Raw genomic sequence first — 16,624 nt, forward strand, 5'->3', positions numbered from 1 at the left:
AATTCCAGTTTCAAGACTTCCCCGACGACTCCAGGAGACTACGGCAGTGGTGAACGAAGAGAAGCTCGTTGAGTACCTGCGACGAGTGACGGCCGATCTGCACGAGACTCGTCAGCGTCTGAACGAGGTCGAGTCGGCGGACTCCGAGCCGATCGCGATCGTGGGAATGAGCTGCCGGTATCCGGGCGATGTGAATTCACCGGAGGACCTGTGGCGTCTGGTCTCCGACGGGCGTGACGGCATCACGGAATTCCCGACGGACCGCGGCTGGGCCGAGGACCTCTACGACCCGGACCCGGAGCGGGCGGGGAAGTCCTACACCCGTGAGGGCGGGTTCCTCCATGACGTCGCGGAGTTCGATTCGGGGTTCTTCGGGATCTCGCCGCGTGAGGCGCTGGCGATGGACCCGCAGCAGCGGTTGCTGCTGGAGACGTCGTGGGAGGCGTTCGAGCGGGCTGGTATCGACCCGTCCTCGCTGCGCGGCAGTCGGACCGGTGTTTTCGCCGGTGTGATGTACCACGACTACGGCTCCCGTGTGAATCCGATCCCGGAGGGGTTGGAAGGCTTCATGGGAACGGGTAGTTCGGGCAGCGTCGCGTCGGGTCGTATCTCGTACACGCTGGGTCTGGAGGGGCCGGCGGTGACGGTGGACACGGCGTGTTCGTCGTCGCTGGTGGCGCTCCACCTGGCGGTGCAGGCGCTGCGGCAGGGTGAGTGCTCGCTGGCGCTGGTGGGCGGCGTGGCGGTGATGTTCACGCCTGGCGCCTACGTGGAGTTCAGTCGCCAGCGTGGTCTGGCGGCGGACGGTCGGTGCAAGTCGTTCGCGGCCGCCGCGGACGGCACCACGTGGTCCGAAGGCGCCGGCATGTTGCTGGTGGAGCGGTTGTCGGATGCGCGGCGCAACGGGCATCCGGTGCTGGCGGTGGTGCGCGGTAGCGCGGTGAACCAGGACGGTGCGAGCAGTGGTCTGACGGCGCCGAACGGTCCGTCGCAGCAGCGGGTGATCCGGGCCGCTCTGGCCAATGCCCGTCTGACGGTCGACCAGGTCGATGTGGTGGAGGCGCACGGGACGGGTACCAGGCTGGGCGATCCGATCGAGGCGCAGGCGCTGCTGGCGACTTATGGCCAGGACCGTCCGACCGAGCGGCCGTTGTGGCTGGGTTCGTTGAAGTCGAACATCGGGCATACGCAGGCGGCTGCGGGTGTCGCGGGTGTGATCAAAATGGTGATGGCGATGCGGCACGGTGTGCTGCCGCGCACCCTGCACGTGGACGAGCCGACGCCGCAGGTGGACTGGTCGGCGGGTGCGGTGGAGCTGCTCACCGAGGAGCGGGCGTGGCCGGAGACGGGTCAGCCGCGTCGTGCCGCGGTGTCGTCGTTCGGTATCAGCGGGACGAACGCGCACACGATCCTGGAGCAGGCTCCGGCGGAGGAGGCGGCTGAGGAGGTCGTTGGTGGTACTGGCCTGCCGCTGGTGCCGTGGGTCCTCTCGGGGAAGACCGAGGGTGCTCTGCGGGCACAGGCTGAGCGGCTGGTGTCGTTCGTCGGCGAGCGTGATGACCTGCGTGATGTCGATGTGGCTTCGTCGTTGGTGAGTGGTCGTGCGGTGTTGGAGCACCGTGGTGTGGTGGTGGCGCGTGATCGGGCGGAGGCGTTGGCTGGTCTGGAGGCGCTGGCGGCGGGTGGCGGTCTCGCGGGTGTTGCGGGTGGTGGTCGGGTGGCGGTGTTGTTCTCGGGTCAGGGTGCGCAGCGTGCGGGGATGGGTCGTGGGTTGTATGGGGTGTATCCGGTGTTCGCGGCTGCGTTGGACGAGGTGTGTGGTGAGCTGGATGTGTGTCTGGCGGGTGAGTTGGCGGCTGCGGGTGTGTCGGGTGGTGTGCGTGAGGTGATGTTCGCGGATGCCGGTGGTCTGTTGGATCGGACGGTGTTCACGCAGGCCGGTCTGTTCGCGTTCGAGGTGGCGTTGTTCCGGCTGTTGGAGAGTTGGGGTGTGGCCGCGGGGTTTGTGGCGGGTCATTCGGTGGGTGAGGTGGTTGCGGCGTTCGTGGCGGGGGTGTTCTCGTTGCGGGATGCGTGTGTGGTGGTGGCGGCGCGTGGTCGGTTGATGCAGGCGTTGCCGGCGGGTGGGGCGATGGTGTCGGTGCGTGCGGAGCTCGCGCGGGTGGAGGAGGTGCTCGCCGGTTTCGGGGGGCGGGTTGCGGTTGCGGCGGTGAACGGTCCGCGGTCGGTGGTGGTCTCGGGTGAGGCCGACGCGGTGGCGCAGGCGGTGGCGCGGTTCGCCGAGGAAGGCTGCAAGACGCGTGAGTTGAACGTCAGCCATGCGTTCCATTCGCCGTTGATGGATCCGATGTTGGAGGAGTTCGGTCGGGTTCTGGAGGGTGTGGAGTTCGGGGTTCCGCGGATTCCCGTGGTCTCGAACGTGACGGGTGAGTTGGCGTCGGATGTGTTGTGTGAGCCCGCGTACTGGGTGCGGCATGTGCGGGAGGCGGTGCTGTTCCACGAGGGTGTGCGGTCGCTGCATGCGGCGGGCGCGCGGGCGTTCGTGGAGGTGGGTCCGGACGGTGTGCTGACGGCGATGGCGGCCGACACCCTGGACGGCGAGGACGTCGCCTGTGTGGCTGTTCAGCGTCGTGACCGTCCGGAGCCGTTGGCGCTGGTGCAGGGCGTCGCGGAGGCGTTCGTGAACGGCGTGGCCGTGGACTGGTCGCGGCTGTTCGACGGCCAGGGCGCCCGCCGGGTGGATCTGCCGACGTATGCGTTCCAGCGCCAGCGCTACTGGCTCGATGCCACGACGGGTGTCGGGGACGTGGTGTCGGCGGGGCTCGGCTCGGCGGACCATCCGCTGCTGGGCGCGGCCGTCGGCCTTGCCGGTGGGGATGGGTTGCTGTTCACGGGGCGGTTGTCGCTGCGTACGCATCCGTGGTTGGCGGATCACGCGGTGGCGGGGACGGTGTTGGTGCCGGGGACCGGCATGCTGGAGCTGGCGCTGCGTGCGGGTGAGCGTGCGGGCTGTGAGCGTGTGGAGGAGTTGACGCTGGAGGCACCGTTGGTGGTGCCCGAGCGTGGTGGCGTCCAGATCCAGCTGGCCGTCGGCGAGTTGGACGAGACGGGTCGTCGTTCGCTGACCCTGCACTCGCGGATCCATGACGAGGCTGACGGGGACCTGGAGGCCGAGTGGGTCCGCCATGCCACCGGCACGCTCGGTAGGGAGGCGGTGAGCTCGGCGGCGGGTGCGGACTGGTCGGTGTGGCCGCCGCAGGGCGCCGAGGCCGTGGACGTGTCGGACCTCTACGAGCGTTTCGCCGAGCGCGGGTTCGCCTACGGTCCGGTGTTCGCGGGGCTGCGGGCGGCGTGGCGCCGGGGCGAGGAGGTCTTCGCCGAGGTCGCCCTGCCCGCCGACGAGCAGGCCCAGGCGGCCCGTTTCGGTATCCACCCCGCCCTGCTCGATGCCGCGCTGCACGCGGTGGGGCTCGGTGACTTCCTCGGTGAGGACGACCGGGGTCGGCTGCCGTTCGCGTGGTCGGGTGTATCGCTGTACGCGGTCGGTGCCACGGAGTTGCGCGTGCGGCTGGCACCGGCCGGTACCGATGCGGTTTCGGTCGAGGTGGCCGACACCACGGGCGCACCGGTGGCGGCGGTGGAGTCTTTGCTGATGCGCCCGGTGACGCCCGGACAGCTCACTGCCGCGCAGGTGGCGGGTCGGGAGACGCTGTTCCGTGTCGACTGGACTCCGCTTGCCGTTCCTGTCGACACGGTTGAGCCGGCCGGCCACCGATGGGCGGGGTTGGGCGAGGCACCCCGTGGTCTGGCCGATCTGGTCGGTGACCGGTTCGCGGATCTGGCGGCGCTGGGTGCGGCGGTGGACGGCGGGGCCGGAGTCCCGCAGGTGGTCGTACTTCCGGTGGTGGATGCCGCGGAGGGGCCGATCCCCGGCGGGGTCCGTGGGACTGCGGCGCGGGTGCTGGAGGCGGTGCAGGCCTGGGTCTCCGACGAGCGCTGGTCGGCCTCGCGTCTGGTCCTGCTGACCGGCGGCGCGGTCGCGCCCGAGCCGGGCGCCGCGGTGACCGACCTGGCTGCGGCCTCCGCGTGGGGACTGGTCCGGTCCGCGCAGGCGGAGCACCCGGGACGGTTCGTCCTGCTCGACGTCGATGCCGAGACCGGTGCGCAGACCGAGGCAGACGGCGCTGAGCTCTCGGGGGTCCTGGCGTGGGCGTTGGAGGCGGGTGAGCCGCAGCTGGCGGTGCGGGGTGGCGTGGCGTTCGTGCCGCGTCTGGCGCGGGCCGTCGGTCCGGGTGCGGGGCTGGTTGCGCCGTCCGGGGTGGCCTGGCGTGCGGCGAAGGGGGCCGGCGAGACGCTGGAGGAGCTCTCCCTGGAGCCGTGTGACGCGGCCGAGGTGGTGTTGGCGCCGAACGAGGTGCGGATCTCGGTGCGTGCCGCGGGTGTCAACTTCCGTGACGTGCTGAACGCGTTGGGCATGTACCCGGGCAATGCGGGCCTGCTCGGTTTCGAGGCGGCGGGCGTCGTGCTGGAGGTCGGCTCGGAGGTCACTCATGTGGCGGTGGGCGACCGGGTGTTCGGCCTGGTGTCCGGGGGTTTCGGTCCGGTGGCGGTGTCGGACCACCGGCTGATGGCGCGGGTTCCGGAGGGGTGGTCGTTCGCGGAGGCGGCGTCGGTGCCGTTGGTGTTCCTGACGGCGTATTACGCGTTGGTGGATCTGGGTGGTGTGCGGGCGGGTGAGTCGGTGCTGGTGCACGCGGCCGCGGGTGGTGTGGGTATGGCGGCGGTGCAGTTGGCGCGTCATCTGGGTGCGCGGGTGCTGGGGACGGCGAGTGCGGGCAAGTGGGATGTGCTGCGCGGGCTGGGTCTGGAGGAGGGGGAGATCGCCTCCTCGCGGACGTTGGAGTTCCGTGAGGCGTTCACGGCGGCGACCGGGGGTCGTGGCGTGGACGTGGTGTTGAACGCGCTGGCGTACGAGTTCGTCGATGCGTCGTTGGACCTGTTGCCGCGTGGTGGGCGGTTCCTGGAGATGGGCAAGACCGATGTCCGGGACGCGGCGGGTGTGGCGGCGGGGCGGGCGGGTGTGGAGTACCGGGCGTTCGATCTGATCGAGGCGGGTCCGGACCGGATCGCGGAGATGCTCGCGGAGTTGCTGTCGCTGTTCGGTGCGGGGGTGCTGCGGCCGTTGCCGGTGAGGACGTGGGACGTGCACCGGATCCAGGACGCGTTCCGGTACGTGAGTCAGGCGCGTCATGTCGGCAAGGTCGTGCTGACGGTGCCGCGTGGTGTCGATCCCGCGGGCACGGTGCTGGTGACGGGTGCGTCGGGCACGTTGGGTGCTCTGGTGGCGCGGCATCTGGTGGTGGGGCACGGGGTGCGGCGTCTGGTGCTGGCGAGTCGGCGTGGTGCGGATGCCCCGGGTGCGGCGGAGTTGGTCGCGGAGCTGACCGGGGCCGGTGCGAGTGTGACGGTGGAGGCCTGTGACGTCGCCGACCGGGACGCGCTCGCGGCGGTGCTGGCGCGGATCCCGGCGCAGGCACCGCTGACGGGGGTCGTGCACACCGCGGGTGTGCTGGACGACGGCGTGATCGAGTCGCTCACCCCGGAGCGCTTCGACACGGTCCTGCGTCCGAAGCTGGATGCGGCCTGGCACCTGCACGAGCTCACCGAACACCTCGACCTGTCGATGTTCGTGTTGTTCTCGTCGGTGGCGGCGACGTTCGGTGCGCCGGGGCAGGGCAACTACGCCACCGCGAACGCGTTCCTGGACGGGCTGGCGCAGCACCGTCGGGCGAAGGGCCTGCCCGGGGTGTCCCTGGCGTGGGGTCTGTGGGCGGAGGCCTCCGGGATGACCGGGGCCCTGGGCGACGGCAACCTCCAGCGCATCAACCGCAACGGCGTGGAGGGGCTCTCGACCGCGGAGGCGCTCGAACTCCTCGACACCGCACAGACGATGGGCGAGCCGGTCCTGCTGCCGGCCCGCCTGGACCTGGCCGGACTGCGCGCCCAGGCCGGTAGGGCGAACGTGCCCGCACTGCTGCGCAACCTGGTGCGGGTGCCGGTACGGGCCGCGGCCGCGGCCGGGCCCGATGCGGCCGCCACGCTGACCCGCCGGCTGGCGGCGATGACCGCCGCCGAGCGCGACGCCGTGCTGCTGGACCTGGTACGGACCGAGGTCGCGGCGGTCCTCGGACACGCCTCCTCGGCGGAGATCGAGGGCAACCGCGCGTTCAACGACCTCGGCTTCGACTCGCTGACCGCCGTCGAACTGCGCAACCGCCTGAACGCGGCGACGGGCCTGCGACTGCCCGCGACGGTGATCTTCGACTACCCCACTCCGATGGCGCTGGCGGACTTCCTGCGCCTGGAGACGACGGGTGCCGTGGCCGGAGCCGTGGCCGCGGGGGCCGGTACGTCCGTATCGGCGCCGGCGGGCGACGACGATCCGATCGTGATCGTCGGCATGAGCTGCCGACTCCCCGGGGGAGTGGGCTCTCCGGAGGACCTGTGGCAACTGGTGGCCGAAGGCCGGGACGGGATTTCGACGTTCCCGCTGGACCGCGGGTGGGCCGACGGTCTCTATGACCCCGACCCGGAAGCGGTCGGCAAGTCCTATACCCGCGAGGGCGGGTTCCTGCACGACGCGGCCGAGTTCGATCCGTCGCTGTTCGGGATCTCGCCGCGTGAGGCGTTGGCGATGGACCCGCAGCAGCGGCTGCTGCTGGAGGCGTCGTGGGAGTCGTTCGAGCGGGCTGGTATCGACCCGTCCTCGCTGCGCGGCAGCCGGACCGGTGTCTTCGCCGGCGCGCCTTCCTCGGGATACGGAACCGGTCGACAGAACGTGCCGGAGGGCCTGGAGGGCCATCTGCTGACGGGCAACGCGGGCAGCGTTGCGTCGGGCCGTATCTCGTACACGCTGGGGTTGGAGGGTCCGGCGGTGACGGTGGACACGGCGTGTTCGTCGTCGCTGGTGGCGCTGCACTTGGCGGTGCAGGCGTTGCGGCAGGGTGAGTGTGATCTGGCGTTGGCCGGTGGTGTGACGGTGCTGTCCACGCCGGGGCTGTTCGTGGAGTTCAGTCGTCAGCGTGGTCTGGCGGCGGACGGTCGGTGCAAGTCCTTCGCGGCCGCCGCGGACGGCACCGGCTGGGGTGAAGGCGTCGGCATGCTGCTGGTGGAGCGGCTGTCGGATGCGCGGCGCAACGGGCATCCGGTGCTGGCGGTGGTGCGGGGCAGTGCGGTGAACCAGGACGGTGCGTCGAACGGTCTGACGGCGCCGAACGGCCCGTCCCAGCAGCGGGTGATCCGCCAGGCGCTGGCCAACGCCCGTCTGACGGCCGAGCAGATCGACGCCGTGGAGGCGCACGGGACGGGCACTACGCTGGGCGACCCGATCGAGGCGCAGGCCCTGATCGCCACCTACGGTCAGGAGCGCGCGGAGGACCGGCCGCTCTGGCTCGGATCGCTGAAGTCGAACATCGGTCACACGCAGGCGGCGGCGGGTGTCGCGGGTGTGATCAAGATGGTGATGGCGATGCGGCACGGTGTGTTGCCGCGGACGCTCCACGTAGATGAGCCGTCGTCGCAGGTGGACTGGTCGGCGGGTGCGGTGGAACTGCTGACGGAGGAGCGGGCGTGGCCGGAGACGGGTCAGCCGCGTCGTGCTGCGGTGTCGTCGTTCGGTATCAGTGGGACGAACGCGCACACGATCCTGGAGCAGGCCCCGGCGGAGGCCCTGGTCGCGGAGTCGGCCGAGGGCGAGGACCCGGCCCGGGAATCCGTCGAGCCGTCGTCGTTGCCGGTGGTGCCGTGGGTGCTGTCGGGGAAGACCGAGGGTGCTCTGCGGGCGCAGGCTGGGAGGTTGGCGGCTTTTGCCGGTGGTCGTCCGGACGTGTCGTTGGTGGATGCCGGGTTCTCGTTGGTTTCGTCGCGTGCGGTGTTGGAGCACCGTGGTGTGGTGGTGGCGCGTGATCGGGCGGAGGCGTTGGCTGGTCTGGAGGCGCTGGCGGCGGGTGGTGGTGTCGCGGGTGTCGCGGCTGCTGGTGGGGTGGCGGTGTTGTTCTCGGGCCAGGGAGCGCAGCGTGCGGGGATGGGCCGCGGGTTGTATGGGGTGTATCCGGTGTTCGCGGCTGCGTTGGACGAGGTGTGTGGTGAGCTGGACGTGTGTCTGGCGGGTGAGTTGGCGGCTGCGGGTGTGTCGGGTGGTGTGCGTGAGGTGATGTTCGCGGATGCCGGTGGTCTGTTGGATCGGACGGTGTTCACGCAGGCCGGTCTGTTCGCGTTCGAGGTGGCGTTGTTCCGTTTGTTGGAGAGTTGGGGTGTGGCCGCGGGGTTTGTGGCGGGTCATTCGGTGGGTGAGGTGGTCGCGGCGTTCGTGGCGGGGGTGTTCTCGCTGCGGGACGCGTGTGTGGTGGTGGCGGCGCGTGGTCGGTTGATGCAGGCGTTGCCGGCGGGTGGGGCGATGGTGTCGGTGCGTGCGGAGCTCGCGCGGGTGGAGGAGGTGCTCGCCGGTTTCGGGGGGCGGGTTGGTGTTGCGGCGGTGAACGGTCCGCGGTCGGTGGTGGTCTCGGGTGAGGCCGACGCTGTGGCGGAGGTGTCTGCCGCGCTGGTTGCGGAGGGTTGCAAGACGCGTGAGTTGAACGTCAGCCATGCGTTCCATTCGCCGTTGATGGATCCGATGTTGGAGGAGTTCGGTCGGGTTCTGGAGGGTGTGGAGTTCGGGGTGCCGCGGATTCCCGTGGTCTCGAATCTGACGGGTGAGTTGGCGTCGGATGTGTTGTGTGAGCCTGGGTACTGGGTGCGGCATGTGCGGGAGGCGGTGCTGTTCCACGAGGGTGTGCGGGCTCTGTATGGGGCGGGGGCGCGGGCGTTCGTGGAGGTGGGTCCGGACGGTGTGCTGACGGCGATGGCCGCGGACACCCTGGAGGACAGTGACGGCGTCGTCTGTGTGGCTGTTCAGCGTCGTGATCGTCCGGAGCCGTTGGCGCTGGTGCAGGGCGTCGCGGAGGCGTTCGTCAACGGCGTCGCCGTGGATTGGTCGCGGCTGTTCGACGGCCAGGGTGCGCGGCGGGTGGATCTGCCGACGTATGCGTTCCAGCGTCGGCGGTACTGGCTGGAGGAGTCGGTGCCGAGTGTGTCGGCGGGGACCGGTGGCGCGGTGGATGCGGTGTTCTGGGATGCGGTCGAGCGTGGGGACGTGGCGTCGTTGGCGGCGGACCTGCGGGTTGACGGTGAGGTGCTGGGTGAGGTGATGCCGGCGCTTTCGCAGTGGCTGACGTCGCATCGGCGGCAGCAGTCGGTGGAGTCGTTGCGTTACCGGGTCTCGTGGCAGGCGCTGAATGAGGTGGAGGGTGCCGACCGGGACGTCGCGGGTGTGTGGGTGCTGGTGGTGCCGGCGTCGGGTACCGGGGCGGATGCGGGTGCGCTGGTGGCGGGGTGTGTCGAGGCGTTGGAGGCTCGTGGCGCGCAGGTGCTGACGCTGGAGCTGGATGCCTCGATGTCCCGGGTGGGGGTTGCGGGGGCGTTGGGTGGGGTTGTGTCGTCGGTGGGTGGTGGGGTGCGGGGTGTGGTGTCGTTGTTGGCTTTGGCGGAGGGGGAGTCGGGGTGTGTGCCGGTGGGGTTGGGGGGTTCGTTGGTGTTGGTGCAGGGGTTGGGGGATGCGGGGGTGGAGGCGCCGTTGTGGTGTGTGACGCGGGGTGCTGTGGGGGTGGGTTCGGTGGATGTGGTGTCGAGTCCGGTGCAGGCGATGGTGTGGGGTCTGGGTCGGGTGGTGGGTTTGGAGCATCCGGGGCGGTGGGGTGGTGTGGTGGATCTGCCGGGGATGTTGGAGGGGCGGGTGTGGGAGCGGTTGTGCGGGGTGTTGGCGGGGTCTTCGGGTGAGGATCAGGTGGCGGTGCGGGCGTCGGGGGTGTTCGGGCGTCGTCTGGTGCGGGCGGGTTCGGCCGGTTCGGCGGGTTCGGGTGGTGGGTCGTCGTGGCGGGCGTCGGGTTCGGTGTTGGTGACGGGTGGTACGGGTGCGCTGGGTTCGCATGTGGCGCGGTGGTTGGCGCGTGCGGGGGCGGAGCACCTGGTGCTGACGAGCCGTCGGGGCGGGGCTGCGCCGGGTGTGGCGGAGTTGGTGGCGGAGTTGTCGGGTGCGGGGGTGGAGGTGACGGTCGCGGCGTGTGATGTGGCTGATCGTGAGGCGTTGGCGGGGGTGCTGGCCGGGATCCCGGAGCAGTACCCGCTGACCGCCGTCATCCACACCGCCGGGGTCCTGGACGACGGCGTGGTGGACGCGCTGGACTCGGCGCGCCTGGCAGGCGTCCTGCGGGCCAAGGCCGAATCGGCGCTTCACCTACACGAATTGACCGAAGGGCTGGACCTGTCGGCGTTCGTGCTGTTCTCGTCGGTGGCCGGTTCGATCGGTGGCGCCGGCCAGGCCAACTACGCCGCGGCCAATGCCTTCCTGGACGCTCTCGCGCACCACCGCCGGGCTGCCGGCCTCCCCGCAACCTCGGTGGCCTGGGGGCCGTGGGCGGACGGCGGCATGGCTGCCGACGATGTGCTGATCGACCAGCTGCGGCGACGTGGGATCCGCGGACTCGAACCCGAGTTGGCCATCGCCGCACTTCAGCGCGCGCTGGATGAGGACGAGACGTTCCTCGCCGTCGCCGACCTGGAATGGGAGCGGTTCGCGCCCTTCTTCACCGGCTCCCGGCCCAGCCCCCTCCTGCGTGGCTTGCTTGAGGAGGAGGGGATCCGTACAGCAGCGGCTGACACTGTCGCGGACGACTCCCGTGCGGTGTTGGTGCAGCGGTTGGTGGGGTTGTCCGAGGCGGAGCGTCGGGCTGTGGTGTTGGGTGTGGTGCGGTCCGAGGTGGCGTCTGTGTTGGGTCACTCCTCGGCGGAGGGGGTTGATGCGGTGCGGGCGTTCAAGGAGCTCGGTTTTGATTCGTTGACCGCCGTTGAGCTGCGGAATCGGTTGAATGCAGTCTTCGGACTGCGGTTGCCCGCCACGTTGGTCTTCGATTACGTTAGTCCGGCGATCTTGGTCGGTCATCTCCTGTCGGAGTTGCTCGGTGGGTCGCCGACTGCGGTTTCGGCTGCTTCGGGGGGACGGGGTTTGACCGCTACGGGGGCAGCGGTCGGCGAGGAGCCGATCGCTATTGTCGGCATGGGGTGTCGGTTTCCGGGGGGTGTGGGCTCTCCGGAGGAGTTGTGGGGTCTGCTGGCGGCCGGTCGGGATGCGGTTTCGCCGTGGCCGGTGGATCGCGGGTGGGATGTCGAGGGGTTGTACGACCCTGATCCTGAGCGGGTGGGGCGGTCGTATGTGCGTGAGGGTTCGTTCCTTGCGGATGTGGCCGGGTTCGATGCGGGGTTCTTCGGGATCTCTCCGCGAGAGGCGTTGGCGATGGATCCGCAGCAGCGGTTGCTGTTGGAGACGTCGTGGGAGGCGTTGGAGGCTGCGGGGATCGATCCGACGTCGTTGCGGGGTAGTCGGACGGGTGTGTTCGCGGGTACCAACGGTCAGGACTACGCGACGCTGTTGATGGGTGATGCGGGTAGTCGTGAGGGTCTTGAGGGTTTCCTGGGGACGGGGAACGCGGCGAGTGTCTTCTCGGGTCGTATCTCGTACACGCTGGGTCTGGAGGGGCCGGCGGTGACGGTGGACACGGCGTGTTCGTCGTCGCTGGTGGCGCTGCATCTGGCCGCGCAGGCGCTGCGGCAGGGTGAGTGTGATCTGGCGTTGGCCGGTGGTGTGACGGTGATGTCGACTCCTATCGGGTTCGTGGAGTTCAGTCGTCAGCGTGGTCTGGCGGTCGATGGTCGGGTGAAGGCCTTCGCGGCCGGCGCGGACGGCACCGCGTGGGGTGAGGGCGTGGGGATGTTGCTGGTGGAGCGGTTGTCGGATGCGCGTCGTCACGGGCATCCGGTGCTGGCTCTGGTGCGCGGTAGCGCGGTGAATCAGGACGGTGCGTCGAACGGTCTGACGGCGCCGAACGGTCCGTCGCAGCAGCGGGTGATCCGGCAGGCGTTGGAGAGTGCGCGTCTGACGGCGGCTCAGGTGGATGTGGTGGAGGCGCACGGGACGGGCACGAGGTTGGGTGACCCGATCGAGGCGCAGGCGCTGCTGGCGACGTATGGCCAGGACCGTCCTGTCGAGCGGCCGTTGTGGTTGGGTTCGTTGAAGTCGAACATCGGGCATACGCAGGCTGCTGCTGGTGTGGCGGGTGTGATCAAGATGGTGATGGCGATGCGGCATGGTGTGCTGCCGCGGACGCTGCATGTGGATGAGCGGTCGTCGCAGGTGGACTGGTCGGCGGGTGCGGTGGAACTGCTGACGGAGGAGCGGGCGTGGCCGGAGACGGGTCAGCCGCGTCGTGCTGCGGTGTCGTCGTTCGGTATCAGTGGGACGAACGCGCACACGATCCTGGAGCAGGCCCCGGTGGAGGAGTCTGTAGAGGAGGTCGTCGAGCCGTCGTCGTTGCCGGTGGTGCCGTGGGTCTTCTCGGGGAAGACCGAGGGTGCTCTGCGGGCGCAGGCTGGGAGGTTGGCGGCTTTTGCCGGTGGTCGTCCGGACGTGTCGTTGGTGGATGCCGGGTTCTCGTTGGTTTCGTCGCGTGCGGTGTTGGAGCACCGTGGTGTGGTGGTGGCGCGTGATCGGGCGGAGGCGTTGGCTGGTCTGGAGGCGTTGGCGGCGGGTGGTGGTGTCGCGGGTGTCGCGGGTGGTGGTCGGGTGGCGGTGTTGTTCTCGGGTCAGGGTGCGCAGCGTGCGGGGATGGGTCGTGGGTTGTACGGGGTGTATCCGGTGTTCGCGGCTGCGTTGGACGAGGTGTGTGGTGAGCTGGACGTGTGTCTGGCGGGTGAGTTGGCGGCTGCGGGTGTGTCGGGTGGTGTGCGTGAGGTGATGTTCGCGGATGCCGGTGGTCTGTTGGATCGGACGGTGTTCACGCAGGCGGGGTTGTTCGCGTTCGAGGTGGCGTTGTTCCGTTTGTTGGAGAGTTGGGGTGTGGCCGCGGGGTTTGTGGCGGGTCATTCGGTGGGTGAGGTGGTCGCGGCGTTCGTGGCGGGGGTGTTCTCGCTGCGGGACGCGTGCGTGGTGGTGGCGGCGCGTGGTCGGTTGATGCAGGCGTTGCCGGCGGGTGGGGCGATGGCGTCGGTGCGTGCGGAGCTCGCGCGGGTGGAGGAGGTGCTGGCTTCCGTCGGGGGTCGGGTTGCGGTTGCGGCGGTGAACGGTCCGCGGTCGGTGGTGGTCTCGGGTGAGGCCGACGCGGTGGCGCAGGTGGCGGCCGCGCTGGTGGCGGAGGGTTGCAAGACGCGTGAGTTGAATGTGAGCCATGCGTTCCATTCGCCGTTGATGGATCCGATGTTGGAGGAGTTCGGTCGGGTTCTGGAGGGTGTGGAGTTCGGGGTTCCGCGGATTCCCGTGGTCTCGAATCTGACGGGTGAGTTGGCGTCGGATGTGTTGTGTGAGCCTGGGTACTGGGTGCGGCATGTGCGGGAGGCGGTGCTGTTCCACGAGGGTGTGCGGTCGCTGTATGGGGCGGGGGCGCGGGCGTTCGTGGAGGTGGGTCCGGACGGTGTGCTGACGGCGATGGCCGCGGACACCCTGGAGGACAGTGACGGCGTCGTCTGTGTGGCTGTTCAGCGTCGTGATCGTCCGGAGCCGTTGGCGCTGGTGCAGGGCGTCGCGGAGGCGTTCGTGAACGGCGTGGCCGTGGATTGGTCGCGGCTGTTCGACGGCCAGGGCGCGCGCCGGGTGGACCTGCCGACGTATGCGTTCCAGCACGAGCGGTACTGGATCGACGCCACGACGGGTGTCGGGGACGTGGTGTCGGCGGGGCTCGGTTCGGCGGACCATCCGCTGCTGGGCGCGGCGGTGGCGCTCGCGGCCGGTGACGGCTTCCTGTTCACGGGCCGGTTGTCGCTGCGGACGCATCCGTGGTTGGCGGATCACGCGGTGGCGGGGACGGTGTTGGTGCCGGGGACGGGGATGCTGGAGCTGGCCTTGCGTGCCGGTGCCGAGGTCGGTTGTGAGCATGTGGAGGAGTTGACGCTGGAGGCGCCGTTGGTGGTGCCCGAGCGTGGTGGTGTCCAGATCCAGCTGGTCGTGGGCGAGTTGGACGGGACGGGTCGTCGTTCGCTGACCCTGCACTCGCGGATCCAGGGCGACGCCGAGGAGTCGGCGCAGAGTGAGTGGGTCCGCCACGCCACCGGCACACTGGCGGCTCAGGAAGCTGGCGGCGCGCGGGAGGATCTGGCGGTGTGGCCGCCGCAGGGCGCCGAGGTCGCGGACGTGTCGGACCTCTATGAGCGGTTCGCCGAGCGTGGGTTCGCCTATGGTCCGGTGTTCGCGGGTCTGCGGGCGGCGTGGCGTCGGGGCGAGGAGGTCTTCGCGGAGGTCGCGCTGCCCGTCGAGGAGCAGGCCCAGGCGGCCCGTTTCGGCATCCACCCCGCCCTGCTCGATGCGGCGCTGCACGCGGTGGCTTTGGGCGGTGTGACGGAGGACGATCGAGGTCGTCTGCCGTTCTCCTGGTCGGGTGTGTCGTTGCACGCGGTCGGTGCGAGGGAGTTGCGGGTTCGCCTCACGCCGGTGGGTGAGGGGGCGGTTTCGCTGTTCGTGGCGGACGCCGCCGGTGTGGTGGTCGCGGCGGTGGAGTCCTTGGTGCTGCGGCCGGTGACGGCGGAGCAGGTGCGGGCTGCGCGTGGTGCGGTCCTGGGGCAGGACTCGCTGCTCCGGGTGGACTGGACCGCGCTTTCGGTGCCTGCCGACGTGGCCGGGGTAGCGGGTACGGCCTGGCTGGGTGAGCGGCCTGCCGCTCTGGTGGGGCTTGCTGGTGACGGGTTCGTGGATCTGGCTGCTCTTGGTGCGGCGGTCGATGCGGGGCTGAAGGTTCCGGGGACGGTTGTGCTCGGGGTGTCCGGTGGGTCCGCGGATCCGGTGGTGGGTGTCCGGGAGGTTGCGGCGGGTGTTCTGGGGGTGTTGCAGGGTTGGACGGCGGATGAGCGGTGGGCGGGTTCGCGTCTGGTGGTGGTGACGCGGGGTGCGGTGGCCGTGGAGTCCGGCGCCGGTGTCACCGATCTGGCAGCGGCGTCGGTGTGGGGTCTGGTGCGTTCGGCGCAGTCGGAGCATCCGGGTCGGATCGTGCTGGTGGACGTCGACGGTGAGGTGTCCGGTGTCCTGCCGGGGCTGCTGGCCTGTGACGAGCCGCAGGTGGCGGTGCGCGGTGGTGCGGCGTTCGTGCCGCAGCTGGCGCGGGTGGAGCGGAGCGCTCCGGCCGGCGGGGGCGAGCCTGCCGGCGGTCTGGGGTTCGCGGCGGGTGGCACGGTGCTGGTGACGGGTGCGACCGGGACTCTGGGTGCTCTGGTGGCGCGGCACCTGGTGGCCGGGCACGGCGTGCGGCGTCTGGTGCTGGCCAGCCGCAGCGGTGCGGATGCCCCGGGTGCGGCGGAGCTGGTCGCGGAGCTGACCGGGGCCGGTGCGAGCGTGACGGTGGAGGCCTGTGACGTCGCCGACCGGGACGCGCTGGCCGCGCTCCTGGCGCGGATCCCGGCGCAGGCACCGTTGACGGGGATCGTGCACACGGCGGGTGTGCTGGACGACGGGGTGATCGAGTCGCTCACCCCGGAGCGCCTGGACACCGTCCTGCGTCCGAAGCTGGATGCGGCCTGGCACCTGCACGAGCTCACCGAACACCTCGACCTGTCGGCGTTCGTGTTGTTCTCGTCGGTGGCGGCGACGTTCGGCGCGCCGGGGCAGGGCAACTACGCCACCGCGAACGCGTTCCTGGACGGGCTGGCGCAGCACCGTCGGGCGAAGGGTCTGCCCGCGGTGTCCCTGGCGTGGGGTCTGTGGGCGGAGGCCTCCGGGATGACCGGGGCCCTGGGCGACGGCAGTGTGCAGCGGATGGCCCGTAGTGGGCTTCGTGGTCTGTCGTCGCGGGAGGGGCTGGAGCTGTTCGACGCCGCTTGCTCGGGGGGTGAGGCGGTGTCGGTGCCGGCGCGGTTGGACCTGGCGGTGTTCCGGTCGCAGGCGGCGGCGTCGGGCGGGGTGCCGGCGCTGTTGCGGGGTCTGGTTCGGGTTCCTGTCCGCAGGGCGTCGTCGGTGGTCGGTGGCCAGGACGCGGTCGTGGTGTTGAAGGGCAGGTTGGCGGGTCTGTCGGAGGCGGAGCAGCGGCGTGTGCTGCTGGATCTGGTCTGCGGTGAGGCGGCCGCGGTGCTGGGGCATGCGACGGCGGACGCGGTGGGTGCCGAACTGGGGTTCCTCGATGCGGGGTTCGACTCGCTGACCGCGGTGGAGTTGCGCAACCGGGTGAACGCGGCGACGGGGCTCCGGTTGCCGGCCACGTTGATCTTCGACTACCCCACTCCCGCAGCGCTCACCCAGCACCTTCAGAGTGAACTCTGTTCCGGTGAGGGCGAGACGCTGTATGTTGATCAAAGTGAGGCTGAGATCAGGAATGCGTTGGCGAGCATTCCGCTGATCCGGTTCCAGGAAGCAGGTCTGCTGGACGCACTGCTGGAACTTGCCACTCCTCATTCCGGCGCGTCTGACTCCGAGCCGAAGAGCCAGGCCGAGTCCATCGACGCAATGGACATCGAGAGCCTCGTCAAAATGGCGCTTGACGGCGGCGATTCCTGATGCGAC

The 16,624-nt window shown here is 70.2% G+C and carries 1 protein-coding gene; it reads left to right on the plus strand.

The window, feature by feature from the left end; genetic code table 11:
* Window position 1 precedes the first annotated feature (1 nt).
* Window positions 2-16,618: a type I polyketide synthase gene (locus OG550_RS28010; RefSeq protein ID WP_442906185.1), complete on the plus strand. Its 16,617-nt coding sequence runs from the start codon at window positions 2-4 to the stop codon at window positions 16,616-16,618.
* Window positions 16,619-16,624 lie beyond the last annotated feature (6 nt).

Source organism: Kitasatospora sp. NBC_00458, from assembly GCF_036013975.1.
Lineage (GTDB): Bacteria > Actinomycetota > Actinomycetes > Streptomycetales > Streptomycetaceae > Kitasatospora.